At 52.6% G+C, this 18,820-nt stretch carries 16 protein-coding genes; 7 read left to right on the forward strand and 9 right to left on the reverse strand.

Annotated elements, in window-relative coordinates; all coding sequences use genetic code 11:
• Positions 1–49: 49 nt before the first annotated feature.
• Positions 50–2,845 carry a TonB-dependent receptor gene (locus tag BC349_RS08790; RefSeq protein ID WP_187256373.1) on the forward strand — a complete coding sequence of 932 codons (2,796 nt, stop codon included), beginning with the start codon at positions 50–52 and terminating at the stop codon, positions 2,843–2,845.
• Positions 2,846–2,958: 113 nt separating this feature from the next.
• Here BC349_RS08790 and BC349_RS08795 read toward each other — a convergent pair whose 3' ends face one another.
• The 5 genes from BC349_RS08795 to BC349_RS08815 form a co-directional block, all read right to left on the reverse strand.
• Positions 2,959–4,383 (reverse strand): APC family permease, encoded by a 1,425-nt coding sequence (locus BC349_RS08795; RefSeq protein WP_187256374.1) that lies wholly within the window; start codon positions 4,381–4,383, stop codon positions 2,959–2,961.
• 1 nt (position 4,384) lies between these two features.
• Complete coding sequence (locus tag BC349_RS08800; protein ID WP_187256375.1) at positions 4,385–5,545, reverse strand: aromatic ring-hydroxylating oxygenase subunit alpha; 1,161 nt, start codon at positions 5,543–5,545, stop codon at positions 4,385–4,387.
• Between the two features lie 100 nt (positions 5,546–5,645).
• Positions 5,646–6,695 (reverse strand): PA0069 family radical SAM protein, encoded by a 1,050-nt coding sequence (locus BC349_RS08805; RefSeq protein WP_222840126.1) that lies wholly within the window; start codon positions 6,693–6,695, stop codon positions 5,646–5,648.
• A 78-nt stretch (positions 6,696–6,773) separates the two neighbouring features.
• Entirely contained in the window at positions 6,774–7,442 is a 669-nt protein-coding gene (locus BC349_RS08810) for a hypothetical protein (RefSeq protein ID WP_187256376.1), read from the reverse strand.
• Between the two features lie 45 nt (positions 7,443–7,487).
• Positions 7,488–8,309: a hypothetical protein gene (locus BC349_RS08815; protein ID WP_187256377.1), complete on the reverse strand. Its 822-nt coding sequence runs from the start codon at positions 8,307–8,309 to the stop codon at positions 7,488–7,490.
• A gap of 115 nt (positions 8,310–8,424) precedes the next feature.
• On the opposite strand from BC349_RS08815, the gene BC349_RS08820 reads away from it, so the two are divergent.
• Positions 8,425–8,859 carry a LexA family protein gene (locus tag BC349_RS08820; protein WP_187256378.1) on the forward strand — a complete coding sequence of 145 codons (435 nt, stop codon included), beginning with the start codon at positions 8,425–8,427 and terminating at the stop codon, positions 8,857–8,859.
• Positions 8,860–8,921: 62 nt separating this feature from the next.
• The gene (locus tag BC349_RS08825) at positions 8,922–10,220 is read left to right on the forward strand and encodes a Y-family DNA polymerase (RefSeq protein WP_187256379.1); all 1,299 of its coding nucleotides are present in this window, start codon (positions 8,922–8,924) and stop codon (positions 10,218–10,220) included.
• A 175-nt stretch (positions 10,221–10,395) separates the two neighbouring features.
• On the opposite strand, the gene BC349_RS08830 is transcribed toward BC349_RS08825, so the two are convergent.
• Positions 10,396–11,367 carry a DUF72 domain-containing protein gene (locus BC349_RS08830; RefSeq protein ID WP_187256380.1) on the reverse strand — a complete coding sequence of 324 codons (972 nt, stop codon included), beginning with the start codon at positions 11,365–11,367 and terminating at the stop codon, positions 10,396–10,398.
• Between the two features lie 24 nt (positions 11,368–11,391).
• Between BC349_RS08830 and BC349_RS08835 the strand changes: the two genes are divergently transcribed.
• Positions 11,392–12,570, forward strand: coding sequence for an exo-beta-N-acetylmuramidase NamZ family protein (locus BC349_RS08835; RefSeq protein ID WP_187256381.1), 1,179 nt, complete (start codon positions 11,392–11,394; stop codon positions 12,568–12,570).
• 53 nt (positions 12,571–12,623) lie between these two features.
• Entirely contained in the window at positions 12,624–13,760 is a 1,137-nt protein-coding gene (locus BC349_RS08840) for a metallophosphoesterase (RefSeq protein ID WP_246456867.1), read from the forward strand.
• 23 nt (positions 13,761–13,783) lie between these two features.
• Here the strand turns inward: BC349_RS08840 and BC349_RS08845 are convergent, their stop codons facing one another.
• Together BC349_RS08845 and BC349_RS08850 are read right to left on the reverse strand one after the other, a co-directional pair.
• Positions 13,784–14,596: an N-acetylmuramoyl-L-alanine amidase gene (locus tag BC349_RS08845; RefSeq protein ID WP_187256382.1), complete on the reverse strand. Its 813-nt coding sequence runs from the start codon at positions 14,594–14,596 to the stop codon at positions 13,784–13,786.
• A gap of 21 nt (positions 14,597–14,617) precedes the next feature.
• A complete protein-coding gene (locus tag BC349_RS08850) occupies positions 14,618–16,201 on the reverse strand; it encodes a DEAD/DEAH box helicase (RefSeq protein ID WP_343063676.1) in 1,584 nt (527 codons plus the stop codon).
• Between the two features lie 114 nt (positions 16,202–16,315).
• On the opposite strand from BC349_RS08850, the gene BC349_RS08855 reads away from it, so the two are divergent.
• Complete coding sequence (locus tag BC349_RS08855) at positions 16,316–17,323, forward strand: SAM hydrolase/SAM-dependent halogenase family protein (RefSeq protein WP_187256383.1); 1,008 nt, start codon at positions 16,316–16,318, stop codon at positions 17,321–17,323.
• 24 nt (positions 17,324–17,347) lie between these two features.
• Here the strand turns inward: BC349_RS08855 and BC349_RS08860 are convergent, their stop codons facing one another.
• Positions 17,348–18,247, reverse strand: a complete 900-nt coding sequence (locus tag BC349_RS08860; RefSeq protein WP_246456868.1) for an aldose 1-epimerase family protein — start codon at positions 18,245–18,247, stop codon at positions 17,348–17,350.
• A gap of 198 nt (positions 18,248–18,445) precedes the next feature.
• Between BC349_RS08860 and BC349_RS08865 the strand changes: the two genes are divergently transcribed.
• Positions 18,446–18,799 carry a YciI family protein gene (locus tag BC349_RS08865; RefSeq protein WP_187256384.1) on the forward strand — a complete coding sequence of 118 codons (354 nt, stop codon included), beginning with the start codon at positions 18,446–18,448 and terminating at the stop codon, positions 18,797–18,799.
• Positions 18,800–18,820 lie beyond the last annotated feature (21 nt).

Here is an 18,820-nt window from a genome sequence, read left to right on the forward strand (position 1 = left end):
GACTTAATATGCCAAATTCTCCGTAATTTTCTGTAAACACACCCAACACATGAAACCAAGACTAATGCTGCTGGCATTCAGCATCCTGGCATCCCTGTGCCTGTTTGCGCAGACCACCATTACAGGGAAGATCACCGACAGTAAAACCGGTGCACCTTTGTCCGGCGTATCGGTAAAAGTGAAATCCACCCGAACCGGCACTTCCACCGATGAGTCCGGCAATTTTTCCATCACTGCCGCTCCCACCGACGTGCTGGAATTCACCATGATCGGTTATTCCCCGTTTTCGGTAACGGTGGGCAATCAATCCAGCCTGAGCATATCACTGGAACCCACCATCACCGACCTGAGCGGGGTGGTATTGGTGGGTACGCGGCGGGCCGGAAGGGTGAAGATCGAAACGCCGGTGCCGGTGGATATTGTCAATGTGGGACAGGTTTCCCTGCCCACCGCGCGGATGGACCTGACTTCCATCATCAACTATGCAGCGCCTTCTTTTAACTACAACAAACAAAGTGGTTCCGATGGCGCCGACCATATTGACCTGGCCACGCTGCGCGGACTTGGTCCCGACCAGACCCTGGTCCTGGTGAATGGCAAGCGTCGCCACCAGACCTCTTTTGTGGCCGTGTTCGGTGCCCGTGGACGCGGTAATTCCGGCACCGACCTGAGTGCCATCCCCATCGGCGCCATTGAAAGGGTGGAGATCCTGCGGGATGGCGCCTCGGCCCAGTACGGCTCCGATGCCATTGCGGGGGTCATCAACCTGGTGCTGAAAAAAACCACCGGCGAGCTGAACGGCAATATGGGCTGGTCGGCTTATTATGACGGCAAATACAATCCGGCTCAAAAACCCGAACTCGGACAATACGTGTCGCAGGGCAAGATCGACGGCAACGCTTTCAACGCCAACCTCAACTACGGGCTGGCCCTGAAGAACAATGGCTTCCTCAATTTCACCGGCAATTTCATCGCCAGTGGCAAGACCTTCCGGCAGACCCTGGAAACAGAGGAGGGCAAGGAAGACTGGCTGCCAACAAATATCTACCGTCGCGCCCATGGAGATGGATCCCTGGTGAACGGGGGAATCTTCTTCAACATGGAAGCCCCCACTGCCAGCGGCAGATCGGCCTTTTATGCTTTTGGCGGGTACAACCATAAATCCTCCGATGCCTATGCTTTCACCCGCAACTGGTCCGCCCGTCCGGACAGGTTTCCCACCAACAGCGATGGCAGCATGATCATGGTGCCTGGTATCATCCGGGAGACCTCCGACGGGGAGTTTTATTTCAACCCACGCATCCAGACAAAGATCAACGACTATTCGCTGACGGCCGGTATGAAGGGAAAGGCAGGCTCCTGGGACTGGGACCTCAGCAATAGTTTCGGGATGAATGACTTTCATTTTTACGGCGACAAAACATTTAATGCCTCCCTTGGGGCAACCAAAACCCATTTTGATGACGGCGGATTCAATTTCCTGCAGAACACCGTGAACCTTGGTTTTACCAGGGCTTTTGATGAGGTGGCAGCCGGATTTAACCTGTCGCTGGGCGGCGAATACCGTACGGAACGCTACAAGATCGATGCCGGCGAGCCCGGGTCTTATTTCAATTATGACCCGACGGGTGAAAAAGCCGGCGGTGCCCAGGGCTTTCCGGGATACCAGCCATCGGATGAGGTGAATGCGAACCGGAATGTGGTGGGACTGTATGCCGATGCCGAACTCGATATCACCAGGCAATTCCTGGTAGGCGCGGCTTTGCGATTCGAGAACTATAACGATTTTGGTTCCACCTTCAACTGGAAGTTGGCCACTCGTTACAAAGTCAGCGACCGCTTTAACCTGCGGGGATCGGTGTCCACGGGATTCAGGGCGCCGTCATTGCAGCAGATGAATTTCTCCTCCACTTTCACCACCGTTCAGGGAGCAGATATCAAGGAAGTGAAGATCGCGCCGAACTATTCGCCGATAACGCGTGCCGCGGGCATTCCGGAGCTGAAGCAGGAGAAATCACTGAATGCTTCCCTGGGTTTTACCGCCAGGCTGAGCAATTCTTTGAGCCTGACCGTCGATGGATATTACGTGAAAGTGAAGGACCGGGTGGTGCTGAGCGGACAGTTCAGTGCCGATGACCCCGATATTGATCCGGTGCTTACTGCAGAAATGGAACGCCTCGATGTGGCCCTGGCTCAGTTCTTTGCCAATGCGGTGAATACCTCCAACAAGGGAATTGATGTCGTGCTCGAATACAATAAGTCCTATGGCAAAAATAATTTCAGGGCATTGCTGACGGGCAATGTGCAGCAGATGGATATTGACGAGATTAATGTGCCTGAAAAGCTGGATGCGACGGCCGACCTGCGGGCGACCTTCCTCACGGAGCGCGAGCAGAAATTTATCCTTGCCTCCGCTCCCGGTTCCAAGTTCGGGTTGACCCTGGAGCACAACTGGAAGAAGTTTGGAGTGGGTGCGCGCCTGACTTATTTTGGCAAGATTACTTTACTTGGCTACGGCGATGGAACGGCGGAGGATTTTACGCCCGAATTCAACCGCGGCGATCTCTATGCCTATGTGCCGGATGACAATACAGGTGCCCCGGTGAAGGACCAGTATGTGTACAATGGCAAGCTGGTAACGGATTTGTTCATGTCTTACCAGTTCAGCAAGCGCTTTGGCCTTTACTGGGGAGTGGACAACCTACTGAATGTTCACCCCGATATGAGTTTTGCTCCCGGCGCCAAATGGTGGGCCTTCAACAACGAAACCGGCGGTCCCTGGGATGCTGTGCAGATGGGCGCCAACGGCCTTCGCCTCTTCGCGCGGGTAGGGTTTAAGTTGTAGGGGGGAGGGGGAGGGGGAAAGGCGGGAGGGGAGGCGGGAGGGGAGGCGTCTGACGTTTAGCATTACTGAATACCGTGGACCCCAAACGTCAGACGCCTTTCCTACCCTTCCCCCTACCTCCGTTTGCTTAGCCAGTAAACCGGCAGGCCTGCGCAGGTAATAAGCACCCCGAGCAGGGAATTGATGATGGGTATCTTTCCCTCATTGTAGTTGGAGATGTCCTGGTAAAGGGTGGTGGCCAGGAAAAACGCGGTAAAAGCCACAAATATTCCGGGTACAAAGGGGTATCCCGGTACCCTGAATACTCTTGGCATGTCGGCGTACTTATGGCGCAGGATAAACAATCCCAATGCGGTCATCCCGTAAAAAAACCAGCTCACGAAAACCAGCATATCTGTGAGCATGTCAAAGGAACCGGTGATCACCATCAGGGAGGCCCAGACGGCATTGAGCACCAGCGCATTGCCTGGTGTCCGGTAACGCCGGTTGGTTTTCCCCGCCCAGGCAAACAAACTGTTTTCCTGCCCCATGGCGTAGGTGACCCTTGAGGTGGAAAACACATTGGCATTGGCCGCGCCGACGGTGGACAACATCACCATCAGGGCAATCAGTCCGCCGCCCACAGCTCCCCAAATGGCGGTCGCCGCATCGGCAGCCACAAAGGTGGATGCAGCCATCTCCTTTACCGGCAGTGCATAGAGATATGACAGGTTGATCAGCGAATAGATAATGATACAGGCCGTTACGCCAATGAAAAGGCCGCGCGGGATGTTCTTCTGGGGCTCTTGCACTTCCCCGGCTACAAACATGATATTGTTCCAGCCATCGTATGCCCAGAATGCTCCCGCCAACGCAGCCACATAGGCCCCGGTAAAACTCAGTGATTCATTTCGTGTAATGCTCTCCGAGAGATGTGAGAAAGAACCATTACCACTGCCGAAGATTCCTGCAATTAAAAGGAAAATGGCAATCGCTTTCATGGCCGTGAGTATACGCTGCAGGCTTCCGGTGACGGCAACACTTCGTATATTGATGAGGGTGAAAAAAGCAATCAGTGCAATGGTGAGCATTTTCACTCCGAAATTTGCTAACGGAAATACATAGCCGATATATGGGATGTACAACCTTACAGACCGCTCGGTGGCATCGCTGAATCGCGGCATGTGCAGAAAATAGTTGGCATATTCCGAAAACACATAAGCGATGGATGCATTGCCTGCCGTATTGAATACGGCAAAGGCAGCCCAGCCGTATAAAAAGGCAAATCCATTGCCGTACATTTTCTGGAAAAACACATACTGTCCGCCGGTTTCAGGAAACATCGCAGCCACTTCAGAATTTGACAAAGACCCGAACATGGTAAGCAATCCGGCTACTACCCACACCGAGATCAGCAGCCAGGGGGATCCCAACTGTTGCAGCATGAGGGAGGGTTTCATAAAGATTCCGCTTCCGATAATGCCGCCGACCACCATGGCTATAACCGTGCGGCTGTTGAGGGTGCGCTGTAAAGTATTGGCTGGGGCTTCTTTCGGCATATTAAATTTTCTCTTCTGCATTTAGGAAGCGGGCCAGCAATGAATGAAAATGGTGCGTACCTTTTTCGTGTTTTACAGAATAGCGGCCATGCTGGTAAAACCGTGAGCGGATTCCTTTCTGGACATTTTCCACCACTTCCTCATCTTCCAGTTCCACGGTATCGAGACCGCTGCCTGCGCCCATATTCAGCTTCGATTCGTCGTATACAAAACTCAGGAAGGATACCTTACAGGTACCCGCTGATGTTGGCTGTACCAGGTTAAGGGACAATCCCCACGGATAAAAATTGAACATCATATTCGGGAAGACCCAGAAATAATAGGCCGATACCTTCCTGCCAGAATCCGGCGAATCAGCGGGTAGGTCAAAACAGCTGTCGCCGGATTTCCCGATTCCCAGCTGAAGATTACAATACTGGTAGATCTCGGTGGTATATTCTCCGAAATCAAGCACGGCATTGAGTCCGGCATGCACAAATGGAATATGAAACCCTTCCAGGTAATTTTCGCAATAGAGCGCCCAGTTGGCTTTCACCTCATAGTCTTTAGAAAGATCAGACCTGAATTCCAGTTTATCCAGCGGCAGCCATCCCACCCGGCCGATCATTTCCCTGAACATAGTCTCCGCGGAAATGGGACCGGCTATGGCCGTTGGCGAGGGATCATTTGTACCGGCCTGGTGCATTGGCAACAAACTGGCTTGCTGCAAGGACGTGAACAACAATTTACCCCATTGGAAAATTGGCAACCGACTCAGGTTATCTCCTTCTGTCGGAAAATTTTCCACCTCCCTGAATTCGGGCATGGAACGGAAACTGCCATCGAGGTCAAATAACCTCCCATGGTATTTACACTTCAGTTGGCTGGATCGACAGGGTTCATACACCATTAGGTTACCGCGATGGGTGCACACATTCGAGAGACAATGGACCTCACCGGCTTTGTCGCGGGTTAACAACAGCGGTTCATCCAGGTAACCTGCCAGCAGTGTGAATGGATAACAGTCACCGGCCTCCTTTACCATGTCTGTGGTGCCGATAAACTGCCAGGTGGGGGCGAAAATTTTTTCCCTGGCAATCTCAAAATAACGCGGATCGGTATAAACGGTTTTATCAATGGTTTTGGCCCGGGCGATATTTGGATCAATAATAAATTTTGGCATGCAGCAGCTGGATTTGGTTGAATGGCCCCTGGCCAATTAAAACCAAAATTTACTATTTGGAATCGGCATTCCCAAAAGGGATTACTGTGGTAGGGCCGGCCTAAAACATTCTTATTTGCTGTCCCGGATGGTGAAAGGATCCGGTATCCAGCTCCCAACTGTCCTGGTTCAGCCCGTATAATTTGCTGAATTTTTTGAACTGTTGCCGGATGAGTTCCGCCACAGGACCCTCTCCCCGCATCCTCGTACCAAAGCGGCTGTCGTTTACTTTACCGCCATGTCCATCTTCAATTCCATGCCAGACCTTATCGGCACGGTCCGGAAATGTTTTATACAGCCAGTCGTGAAATATGAGTTTAACCGCTCCGTTGAGTCTCACAAAGGTATAGGCTGAAAAACTTGCTCCTGCGTTGGCTGCCGCCTCCAGGATATTCGGTATCTCATGGTCGTTTAACCCCGGGATCATTGGCCCCAGCATCACACCTGTCCTTACACCTGCATCACTCAGTTCCCTTATAACCCTCAACCTTTGATTGGCCGTGGTGGTCCTGGGTTCCATCACCCTGCGCAGGGATTCATCCAGGCTGTTGATGGTCACCAATACCGAGGCAAGGTGTTTTTGTCCCATCCCTGAAAGCAGGTCACTGTCCCGAAGCACTCCTGCATTTTTGGTGATGATACTTACCGGCTGGTGGAATTCATGACATACTTCCAGCAACCGACGGGTAATCCGGTATTGCCTTTCAGCAGGCTGGTAGCAATCGGTATTACCGCTGATGGATATAGGCAGGCATTCCCACTTTGGCCGCAACAGGAATTTCCGCAACAGTTCCGGGGCATTTTTCTTGATAATAATGTTCCGTTCAAAATCCAGTCCCGCACTATAACCCCAATACTCATGCGAATTACGGGCATAACAATACACACAGCCATGTTCGCAACCCTGGTAGGGATTCATGCTGTAAAACATGCCCACATCCGGACTATCAACTTTATTGACCAGGCTTTTACCCTCCTGTTCAATATAGCGGGTTGCCGGATCGGCTTCACCCCAGTCGTCAATTGATTCAACCTGTTCGCGGGATGCAGCAAGCTGGCTGAACCTGTTGGCGGTATTTATCTGGGCACCACGGCCCCGAAATTTTGACAAGATTATTCAGTTTGTTATTTGTAGTTGACTTCACCTCTTCACTTCTTCACCTCTTCACCTCTTCACCTCTTCACCTCTTCACGCTCCAAACAATGTTCCCTGGCGCACGCCTACAGGCAGGTCACGTAGTTCAAAGCGCTGCACAATCTGCCAGTGGAGTTCCCCTGTCCGCCTTTTGAGAAGCAGACAGGCATCCACCAGGCATTGTCCGGTGAAATGGCGGGAGGAATATTGTTGCCAGGCTTTTTCAAATTGCCCCGGCCCCAGCCTCGAAGCAAGAACAACCTGGTGATCTGCCGGAAACCAGGCAGCATGCTCCTTGTCGGCACGCAGGAGGTGTTGTATCGACTTCAGGTCTCTAGTGCATGTACTCAAGGCCTGGTTCCCCGACTGGTCACTCCTGCTGGCCACCGGAATCACAATCGAATGTGTGGGCTGGCTCCTGTAATCCTTCAGGGTCAGACAAAAGGGTCGCCAGCCCATGATCATCTGGTTCATCGACCTTACCACCTTTTCCTCCAGCAACTGCCGCTGTCTGAATTTTACGAGTGGAAGGAAGATCGCATTCGATTTGGGAACCGGCCACCCGTTGTTTTCATAGAGTTGTATTTTGGCCTTACGCAATTTTTCCCTTAAGGATTCCGGTATCGCCAGCACCAACTGGTATTCATATACCTGGTAACCGGGTAAACTGATCAAACCCATATTCAGATCCTGCCTCATCGGCTGCTGCATCCTTGCTTGCATAGCATCTGTTTTTATGTTAATAGAATTTTGATTTCAGATCTTCCTTCATTCATCCCGCCCGCCTGTTCTTAATCCCCTTGGCAATAACCTCAACCGGCTAACCATCCTTTCCCTTTCCTCTCCTGCAACCCTTGACACCAGTATCAATTCTTCCAGTTCCATTTCCGCCCGGAAACAGCGCCCGGAAAATTCGAGCAGGATCTCCATGGCCTTCTGTTCATCCAATCGGTCCATGAGTGGAAGCCGCGGATGGTGGAATAAGGTTATAGCCGGACAATCATTTCCTTTCAGCCAGGCATCGATGACCCTTAAGTTTTCTGCCAGCATCCTGAACGGTCCGGGATCCTGCACCCTTATATACAATGGACAGGCGGGCATACTTCCATAATTATTAAAGAGTACCGGAAAACTTTCCTGCTGTCCGGCCACCCGGTTCAGCCACCTGAGCAGGGTGTTTTCCATCTCTTCCCGCGCATAAAAACGCGCCAGTAACATTCCGGGGCGGGACACAGAAAAAGCATCCTTCCCAAAAGCCTCTGCCGCATATAATTGCTCTGAACCAAGCTGCTGCACCAAGGCCTCCGGACACAAAACTTTCAGTTCATAACACAACAGGCTGCCATCTCTTTCCGGCGCCATCCTGCCTTCTTTTTCACTGGCAACGCCTTCCATTCCCCTGGCATTACCTTCCTTCCCCCTGGCAACGCCTTCCCAATGGCCGGCAACGCCTTCCCGATGGTCAATAGCATCTTTCTGATGGCCGGCAACGCCTTCCGGAAGACGGGCAACCCCATCCTGAAGGTGGGAGGTTTCAGAAGCCGGAGCCCTGCTACCCCGGAATGCACCCGGGTTTAAATGATTGTCCATATCAGTCATTTTAGCAAACCAAACTATTTAGCATAAATTTACTAATTATTTTAGTAAAACCAAATAAATTTGTACCTCATCCAAACTTCTTACAACTACATTCAAACTACTGTATATGGAATTAGATAAAAGTTACACCCCGACATACACCGGTTCAAAATCCTTTAGCCAGCACCAGATCCGAAACACAAACGCCACTGGTTTTGGTGCCGCAGCGGATGATTATGCCGAACGCGGCCTGGATCTCAACGAAGAACTGATCCGGAACAAACCTGCCACCTTTTTCCTGCGCGTCCGCGGAGAAGCCATGATTGGTGCAGGCATCCAGGATGGAGACCTGGTCATCGTTGACCGCTCCCTGTCTCCCCAGAGCGGAAAAATCATCATTGCAACCCTGAATGGGGAAATGCTGATCAGGCGTTTTGAAAAAACCTTTAATAAAATGCGGCTCCTTCCTGAAACGCCACGTCTTGCGCCCATCGACATTGATCCCTCCTGGGAAGATTTCAGCATCTGGGGAGTGGTCACTTATATTATCCATAAAGTGTGAGGTTTGAACCATGATTGTCCACCCACCCCCACCTCCGAGCCAACCACAAATCACCAGCAAAATTGTACGCTTTACTCGATTGTAACTCCTTCTACTGCTCCTGCGAGCGCCTGTTCAGGCCCGACCTGGAACACAGGCCCGTAGTGGTGTTGAGCAATAACGACGGCTGCGTCATAGCAAGGAGCGATGAGGCGAAGGCTGCAGGCATCGGCATGGGAACCCCCTATTTCCAGTGCCGCGAGCTGGTCCGCGAAAAAGATGTGGCCGTTTTTTCTTCCAACTACCAGCTCTACGGAGACCTGAGTATGCGGGTGATGGACACCGTTAGACAACTGCTGGGCCCGGATAAAATAGAAGTGTATTCGGTGGACGAAGCGTTTCTCGACTTCTCGGCAATACCACCCGACCAACTGGAAGCATATGCCCGGAACCTGCGGCAGACAGTGGAACAATGGACCGGCATCAGGGTATCTATCGGTGTGGCGCAAACGAAAGTATTGTGCAAGGTGGCCAACCGCCTGGCGAAAAAACAGAAAGCAGTTACCGGCTGTGTGATGGTTCTCGACCATCCGGAAAAAACGCAGTCCGCCCTTGAACAGACTGAAGTCGGCGAGACCTGGGGCGTGGGACACCAGTATGCCGAAAAGCTTCGCCAGTGGGGCATCTCCACCGCCTGGAAACTCAGCCGGATGCCGGAAGAATGGGTGAAAAAAAACCTGGGTGGGGTGGTGGGACAAAGACTGTTCCACGAACTCAATGGACTGCCCTGCATTGAAATGAAAGACCCGCTGGAAAACAAAAAAATGATCGGCACTTCCCGCATGTTTGGACGCAGGGTCTTTGAACTGAAAGACCTCCGCGAAGCCGTTGCCAGCTATACAGCCAGGGCTGCAGAAAAGCTGCGCCGGCAATCCAGCGCCGCATCCGTTGTGGAGGTTTACCTGGTAACGGCTTCCGAAGAAAAATTCACCTACCACCCGAAAAAATACAGCGCCTCTGCCCGTCTGTCCCATCCCAGTTCAATGACCAATGAATTAATCGCGTATACTTTGCCGTTAGTAGAAGCATTATTCATTCAGGGACCACGCTACCTGAAGGCAGGTGTCAATTTCAGTGAACTGGTGCCGGAAAACAGCACCCAGTGCAACCTCTTCGAAACGACCGGAAAAACAAGCGGATCCAGTTGCGGCAGAAAGGAGAACAAAAAGCTCATGGCGGCGCTCGACAATATCAATGCCAGCCAGCAAGGGGAGATGGTCAGGTTCGCGGCATCCGGACTCGAACGGTCCTGGAAAATGCGGCAGGAACTCATGAGCCCCCGTTACACCACAAAATGGAATGAACTCTTTGAGGTTCATTGAGGATCCCAGGCGTCTGACGTTGGGATCCCAGGCGTCTGACGTTTAGCATTACTGAAAACCGTGGATCCAAACGTCAGACGCCTTTCCGTGAGCCCAAACGTCAGACGCCTTTCCGTGAGCCCAAACGTCAGACGCCATTCCCTCCACCGAACCCAAACGTCAGACGCCTTCCCCCCTAAAACAAACTCCCCTGCGACGGACCGCTTTCATACAACACCGGTACCGGCAATTCCAGCCCGGTTGCGGCCGACAGTACCCGGGCGGCATGCCGCGCAAATTCGGGAACCACACCATCATCACCCATATGAAGAATGAAAATGGCCTCCTCCAGGCCGGCATCAAACCAGTCGGCTAACCTTCGGGCCCAGGCATCAAGCCGGCTGTAATCCGTCGGATGCAACCGGTTGCCCACAAAACGAACCATGGTCCGCGAAACCGGCAACTGCATGTGACAGACATCCCGCCTTCCCGCCACATCGGTAATCACGGCGCCAACACCCATACTGTGCAGCGCCGAAAAAACATGCTCCGTTACAGATGCTTTGCTGAACCAGTCGGGATGACGCATTTCCACCATCCACCGCAATCCCGCCGGCAAGCCCGACAAATATTCCAGCAATTCCACCTGCCGGGATGGGCCAAAAGATTCTGACAACTGGATAAAAACCGGCCCCAGAAAACCCGACCCCTTGCTGTTAACCTCCCCGGCCAGGCCCTTCAACCCCTCGGCAAAGTCCCGTGTCATCGACTCCTTTCCCTTAAGCCCGCCGCGGTGTGAAATCCCCTGGTATAATTTGGGGCAAAATAAAAAACCCCTCCCCTCCGCCACTTGTCCGGACCATTTGCCCAGGGCCTCCGCGTCATAGAGCTTATAATGGGTGGCGTTCAACTCAATGCAGTTGAACTGTTCCGAATAATACCTCAGGAAATCCGCCGGCCGCGCTTTTGGCGGATAGAGATTACCCACCCAGTCGGCTTGGGTCCAGCGGGTGGCACCCAGGTACAGCCGCGGCGCCGCCACCCGTTTTCCACCCAGGGAAAGGGCATTAACCGGCGGATCCGCCCGCAGGCTGAAATCCACCGCATCCAGCATTGATTCAGGCAATTGTCCAAATTCCATATTCGGTTGCCCCTTGAGGTTGGGCATCGCAATTTACCACTAAATTGTAGCATGATCAGGTTCAATGGAATTGACCGGCTACTGTACAGTCCGGATACTGTCCCCCATCGGGGAAACCTTCGATGGGGACTGGTTACCAACAACGCGGCCATAACGGCAACAGGAATCCTTAACCGAAAAGAGCTGCTGAAGAACGGCTGGAATATCACCCGGCTTTTTTCTCCGGAACACGGCCTCACGGCACAGGCTGCGGATGGTGAAAAACAGGGCGACACCACCGATCCGCTGACCGGACTCCCCGTATCCAGCCTGTATGGCGACAGGTTCGCGCCCTCACCGGAAGAGCTCAGCAGCACCGACGGTATTCTTTTCGATATTCCCGATGCCGGATGCCGGTTTTACACTTTCCTCTGGACCCTCACACACGTAATGGAAGCCTGCGAAAAAGCAGGAAAACCATTGGTGGTACTGGATCGCAGCAATCCAGCCGGACTTTCACCGGAACTCGCAGAAGGCCCCTTCCTGGATGAAGTACATTGCAGTTCCTTTATTGGCAGATGGTCTGTTCCTGTAAGGCACAGTTCCACCCTCGGCGAACTTGCCCTTTATTTCAGGGCAAGCAGGCTACAGCGTTTAGACCTCACTGTTATACCCTGCGAAAATCCGCCAGCCTGGCCGGTTACTGATCCGTTACTGTGCAACTGGACACCTCCTTCACCGGGAATTCCTGAGCCTGTCACCGCTCTATTGTACCCGGGCATGGGACTACTCGAAGGCATCAATATCAATGAAGGCCGGGGTACCACGCTTCCCTTCCGCATCTTCGGTGCGCCTTTTATCAGGTCCGCGGAACTGGCCGACGACATCAACGCACTTGGGCTGCCAGGATTGACAGCCATCCCTTTCAGCTACCAGCCGGCCTGGGGCGAATGGGCAAACCAGTGGTGCCAGGGCATCCAATGGCTGGTGACCGATGCCCGCCAACTGAGGCCCGTCAGTGCCATGCTCCGGGTGATCCGCCTGCTGCAACAAATCTACCCCGCACAACTGGCGCAACGAAAGTATGTCACCAATGCCAACCCTTCCGGGGAAGGACATCTCGACCGGCTGTTGGGACAACCCGATAGCTGGAAAAAAATTGAAAACGGAAGCCTGCTGCCCCAAACCAACCTGCAGGAAGAATGGGCTGCCATCATCAGCCCCCACAGGCTGTATAATGTGCCCCAATAATCATTATCTTAACGAATGAACGGCACCTGCCTGGCATGATAACGTAAATGAATATGCGAAAAATAGCCCTTACCATATTGGAAGGACTGCGGGTCATATTGCAGTTTCTCCTGAAGAAACCGGTTACCTGGCTGGCCGGCAGGATATCCTCCGCACCGGACCAGGAAAGGGTAAACAGGGCACTTACCGATCTCTACCGGTCAATAATAACCGAACCCGGTAAAAAAGGACCGCTTTACCCCTTCCGGCCCGATGAACAGCCGGTGATCATCTTCACCGACCTGCACAAGGGAACCCGCGATGGCGCCGATGATTTCGCCATCTGCGAAGCCAACTACCTGGCTGCCCTGGATTATTACGAGGCCAACAACTATTATTATATCAACCTGGGCGACAGTGAGGAACTCTGGGAAAACCTTTTGCCGAATGTGATCACTTACAACAAAGCCAGTTTCGAAAAGGAAAAACAATTCCTGCAGCGAAAGGCATTTGTTAAACTGTTCGGCAACCACGACCTCTTCTGGGGCAATGATCCCATGGCCCCTGTGTTCCTGAAATCAATCTACGACCAACCGCTCAAAGCCAATACGGGCGCGGTCCTCAGGGCAGAACTCCCATACGGGTACCTCGATATCTTTTGCACCCATGGCCACCAGGGCGATGCACAAAGTGATGGCAACGTTTTTTCAAAATGGTTCGTTTCCTATATCTGGGGACCGGTGCAAAGCTTCCTGGAAGTAAATACCAACCTGCCGTCGGACAACAGCCAGATGAAGACACTGCACAACCAGTTCATGTATGAATGGAGTGCCGCACAGCAAAACCTGCTGCTGATCACCGGTCACACCCACCAGCCGGTGTTTAATTCCCTCACCCACCTGGAAAGACTTTACCTGCAGTTGGAAGATGCCAGGGAAAAAAAGGACATTCCCGCCATTGATACCATCCTGAAAGAAATTCCCAGGAGGCAGCGTGAATACGACCATGTAAACCATTCTTTCCGCAACATGAAGCCCAGCTATTTCAACGCTGGCTGTTGCTGTTATGCAGATGGAAATATAACCGGGATAGAGATCTCCGACGGCCAGATGCGCCTGGTGAAATGGAGCAAGGTTAATGGCATCCCGCAAAGGATCATTGCTGAAAACATCCATCTCGTGGAGCTGTCAAAGCGGCTTTCGGGGAGTTGAGCCACCAGTGGCTGCCCCGCCTCCTATTGCGCCAGCAGGAACAATATCTTTTTCGCTTCTTCCGTCATTGGCCGGGTGGTATCCTGCATCCAGTGCTGCTTAAATGACCTGATCGCAGCAGCGCTATCCTTCAGGTTATAACCTACCACCCGCAACGCCATGAGGTGATCAAAATGTTCCGGCACCTGAATCCCGGTTGTATCGCCATACCATTTCCCGAAACCACGCGCTGACAGCGTCTTCCAGGGGAAACGCCAGTTCGGGTCGTTCTTGCGGGTCGGCGCAATATCCCCATGGCCGATAAAATTGGCTGCAGGAATATCATGTCTTTTTTTCAGGGTGTCGAGCAGGTTATACAAACTGTTCAGTTGGCGTTCATCAAAGTTTTCAAACCCGTTATTATCGAGTTCTATGCCAATGCTGGATGAATTGATATCGGTATTGTTTCCCCAGCTGCCCACACCGGCATGATGCGCCCGAAGATAATCGTTCAGCATCTGGTGAACGGTGCCGTCCTTGCAGATGACATAGTGCGAACTCACTTTTGTCCGCGGCAGTGTGAAAGTGCGCAGGGTCTGGTCGCAGCTGTTCTGGGCAGTATGGTGAATGATCACAAAATTGGGTTTGCGGATACTCATGTTCGTGGTACCCACCCATCTCCCGGCGGTTGACATGCTATTGTCCGGGGGAAACTGCTTCAGGCTTTTGGCGATCGCTTTCACCTGCTTTTTATGCGACCGGTTTGTCTTTGCATAGGGGTTGGGACTGCAGGCGAACACCAGGGCCATCATTATAACGGCAATGGATAGGGGCAGAATTGTCCGGTTTGCTTTCATCAGAACTTACTTGAAAATAGTTTAACCCTCCCCACCCGGGTTCTCCTGTTTTTTAACAACCCTGATCCGAACTTTTGGTTCGCCGTTGTTTTGGGGGGAATCAGGTCCCCCGGTGTGGGCTGTATCCGGATGTCTTATCTCTCCGGCAGGCTGGCTTCCCTCCGCGCGGGATTGCTCCGGCCTTTGTGGTGGCTGTCTTTCACCGCGGTGCTGTCTTTCGCCTCCGCCTGGCTGCCGCTCTCCACGGGGAGGTCGCTCTCCACGCGGCTGCCTGTCACCATGCGGACGCCCGCCACCCTGCTGACCTTCGCCCTGTGCGGGCTCTCCACCCTCAGCCCTTTCCGGATGCGGATGATGCCTGTTGCCGCTATGGTGTTTTTTTCCACCCCTGTCATCCCTTCTTCCTCCCTTATCCCTGCCGCCTCTCTCCTCTCTTCTTCCTTCACCTCTCCTTCTCACCACATATTCAGGGGCCGGTCCCAGCTCTGCGGGCACCGGTACTTTTTCAACTTCTTTACCTATGAGCGATTCGATGCGGGAGAAACGTCCGATCTCCTTATCACTGACAAGCGTAAACGCTTTTCCGTCTTTCTCGGCGCGCGCGGTACGGCCAATGCGGTGCACATAATCCTCGCCATCATTGGGAACATCATAATTGACCACCACATCAATGGTATCAATATCAATTCCACGGCTCAGTACATCCGTAGCCACCACCACTGGAATACGACCGCTTTTGAAACCCTGCAGCAGTTCTTCGCGTTCCGATTGTTCAAGGTCCGAATGTATTTCGGCCACATTGAAATTCGCGCGCTTAAGGGTTTGCGTTAGTTGCTTAACCGTTTGCTTGCGCGAACAGAATACAATAAGGCTGCGGTGCGGGGTTTCGCGGATGATCTTCATGATGAGCTCATTCTTCTGCGGCTCATACACCACATAGGCCATCTGCCTGATCTTTTCAGGCGGCCTTGATATCGCGATATTCACTTCAACAGGGTCCTTGAGGATGCGCTTCGCCAGGCTCCGGATCTTTTCCGGCATCGTGGCCGAAAACAGGAGGCTCTGGCGGTTTGCGGGCAGAAAACGGATGATGCGCATGATGTCATCATGGAATCCCATATCCAGCATGCGGTCGGCCTCATCGAGCACCAGGTACTGGATCTCGCTGAAGTCCACATAGCCCATGTTCAGGTGGGCGATCAGTTTGCCGGGCGTACAGATCACCAGGTCCACGCCGTTGCGCAAAGCCTGTTTTTCCTGCACAAAAGCACTGCCATCCCCCCCGCCATAAATGGCAATACTGCTGACTGGGGTAAAATAAGCGAGCCCTTCAACAGTCTGCGCGATCTGGACAGCCAGTTCACGCGTGGGCACAATAATCACCGCGCTGGTATGTCCTTCATGGCGCTGGTGAATCAGTTTACTTAATATGGGTAATACAAAGGCGGCTGTTTTCCCGGTTCCGGTCTGTGCTGAAGCGATGATGTCTTTTCCTTCCAGAATGGGGGGCATTACTTTTTCCTGAACGGGAGTAAGGGTTACATATCCCATGGCGTCGATCCCTTCCATTAATCCCGGATCGAGGGGTAATTCACTAAAATTCACAAATAATAATCATTTCTATTTGTCGTAAAGATAGTGCAAAACGGCGGTTGTAGCGGCTTATATTAACTTTAACACCAGACGTAACCGGTTATCCGGGCATACAAAAACAGTTTTATGAATACACCCTGCAAACAGTTTTCAGCGAAGATCTTCCGGGTTTCAGCGAGGATACGCCTGGTTTCGGCTTTCATTCTGTTCACCATTCTCCTTCCGGGGCAGGCCCGATCACAAAATGGCGCCCTGGTGCTGCAGACAGATTTCGGCCTGAAAGACGGTGCGGTAGCGGCCATGAAGGGTGTGGCATACAGCGTGGCAATCGGTTCGGCAACGGGTTCGATAACCGGTTTGGCAACGGAAACTGCCTTTCCAACACCGCGGTTTCAGATCTTCGACCTGACACATGAAATTCCGGCCTTCAATACCTGGGAAGCGGCCTACCGGCTCTGGCAGGCAATTTCCTACTGGCCGGCCGGTACTGTATTTGTTTCGGTGGTGGATCCGGGAGTGGGCTCTGACAGGAAATCGGTGGTAGCGAAAACCAGGTCCGGCCACTTTATCGTCACCCCAGACAATGGCACCCTGACCATGGTAGCCCGGGTCATCGGCATTGATTCCCTCCGGCAGATTGATGAAAAAATCAACCGCCTGCCCGGGTCAGCAGCATCCTATACTTTCCATGGACGCGATGTGTATGCCTATACCGGAGCCCGACTGGCGGGTGGAATCATCCGGTTTTCGGAAGTGGGCCCTGCACTTTCGCCCGAGGTGGTGATGATCCCTTTCCGGGAAGCCGGTTTTGAAGCGGGCTACTTCCATGGAAGCATCCCGGTGCTGGACGAACAGTACGGAAATGTGTGGACCAATATTCCGCTGTCGCTGCTGGAAGAAAACGGGGTCCGGGTGGGTGACCGGCTCGAATTGCAGGTAAGCAAAGGATCACAAATCCTGTACAGGGGCGTGATGATTTTCGGCAATACTTTTTCGGCTGTACGGGAGGGTGAGCCGGTGGCCTATGCCAACAGCCTGCTGAATCTTTCCTTTGGGATCAATATGGGAAATCTTGCCGAGCGCTATAAACTCAGCAGCGGCCCGGAATGGCAGGTACGCGTCCGGAAACTATAACAGCTTTCCTTCAACAGGACACCATCAAAACACGGCTACACACCATTGACGGCACCAGTGTTCTCCCGGTTCTACGGAGAGAATGCCTTCTTTTGTCGTCAGTTCCTGGTTATGGTGGACGCTGTCCGCAATTCCGCACCAGGGCTCAAGGCATACGAAATCTGCACCGGGGGCGGCCCAGATGCCGAAGAACGGGAATCCTTCAAATCTGAAATGAAGACCATGAGGGTGTTTGCTGCAGCCCAGGCTGATCTCTGTATCCGGCATGCCTTTCAGCACCAGGGCATCTTCCCTGAACAGGTCCTTACTCAACGGAAGCCGGCCCTGGTCGAGCTTTATATGTTGCGTTCCATCACCGATCAGTCCGCCGGTTACCTTATAACGGTTCAGCTCATGCGAATGGTTGAATTCAAGGAAATAATCCTCGTATTGCGTGGTCTCGTATTGCGTGGTCTCGTTTTCCAGGAGCAGGGGCACAGCGAAAGCCGGGTGCCCGCCAATGGAAAACCACAGCGGGCCTTCACCGGTATTGGTTACGGTATATCGGCAATACACGCGGTTTTCCTCCAGGCGATAATGCACATCGAGCTGGAAATTAAAGGGATAACAGGCCCTGGTTTCAGCGTCATCCACCAGCCTGAAATTAACTGCCTCCTCAGAAACATGTTCAGCCAGAAAGGTCCGTTCGCGTGCGAAACCATGCCTTGGCAACGTGTATTCCTTTCCGTTATAGAGATAGGTATCGTTTTTCAATGCGCCCACTATGGGAAACAGGATCGGGGAGAATTTTCCCCAGTATTCCGGATCGCCGCTCCACATGTAATTGACTCCGGTGGACAGGCTTTTCAGCACCTGTAATTCCGCCCCCCTGGGATGGATCACAACTTCTATCTGTCCGTTGCTGAGATGTAACATTTCCGTCATGGAATAAAGTTAACACAGGTGTCTGACATGTGGTGTCTGACATGTGAAATTCTCCGCCTTGCGGACAAACATGTCAGACACCACATGTCAGACACCTGTCGTAAATTACCGGAAGATTCACCCGGATTTGTCCTATTTCCCGGATTTCAATTGTTATCAGGGTATATAACTGGTTTTGAACCCCTAAAAAATCAACCCATGCAGGAATTCCTACTGATCATGCGCCATGAAGATGGCGGCAAACTGGCCTCCCCCGAACAAATGCAGGCCTGGATGCAACAAACCATGGACTGGATTAACAGCATCGCAGCACAGAATAAATTTGTCAGCGGCACGGGACTGCCTTTTGACGAGGCCAGGGTGGTGAAGTCAGACAAAATGGTTACCAACGGACCTTTTGGCGATATCAAGGAAACTATTGGCGGCTTTATCCATGTCTGGGCCGATTCAGTGGAGGAAGCCGTTGAGTTTGCCAAAGCTTGTCCCGTTTTACAAGGCGATGGCAACACGGTGGAAGTGCGCAAAATTGCCGGCCCCGAACACGCCAAATAATTTTCAGGCCATCCACCGCCC

It is taken from the genome of Flavihumibacter stibioxidans, assembly GCF_014332695.1.
GTDB classification, from domain to species: domain Bacteria; phylum Bacteroidota; class Bacteroidia; order Chitinophagales; family Chitinophagaceae; genus Flavihumibacter; species Flavihumibacter stibioxidans.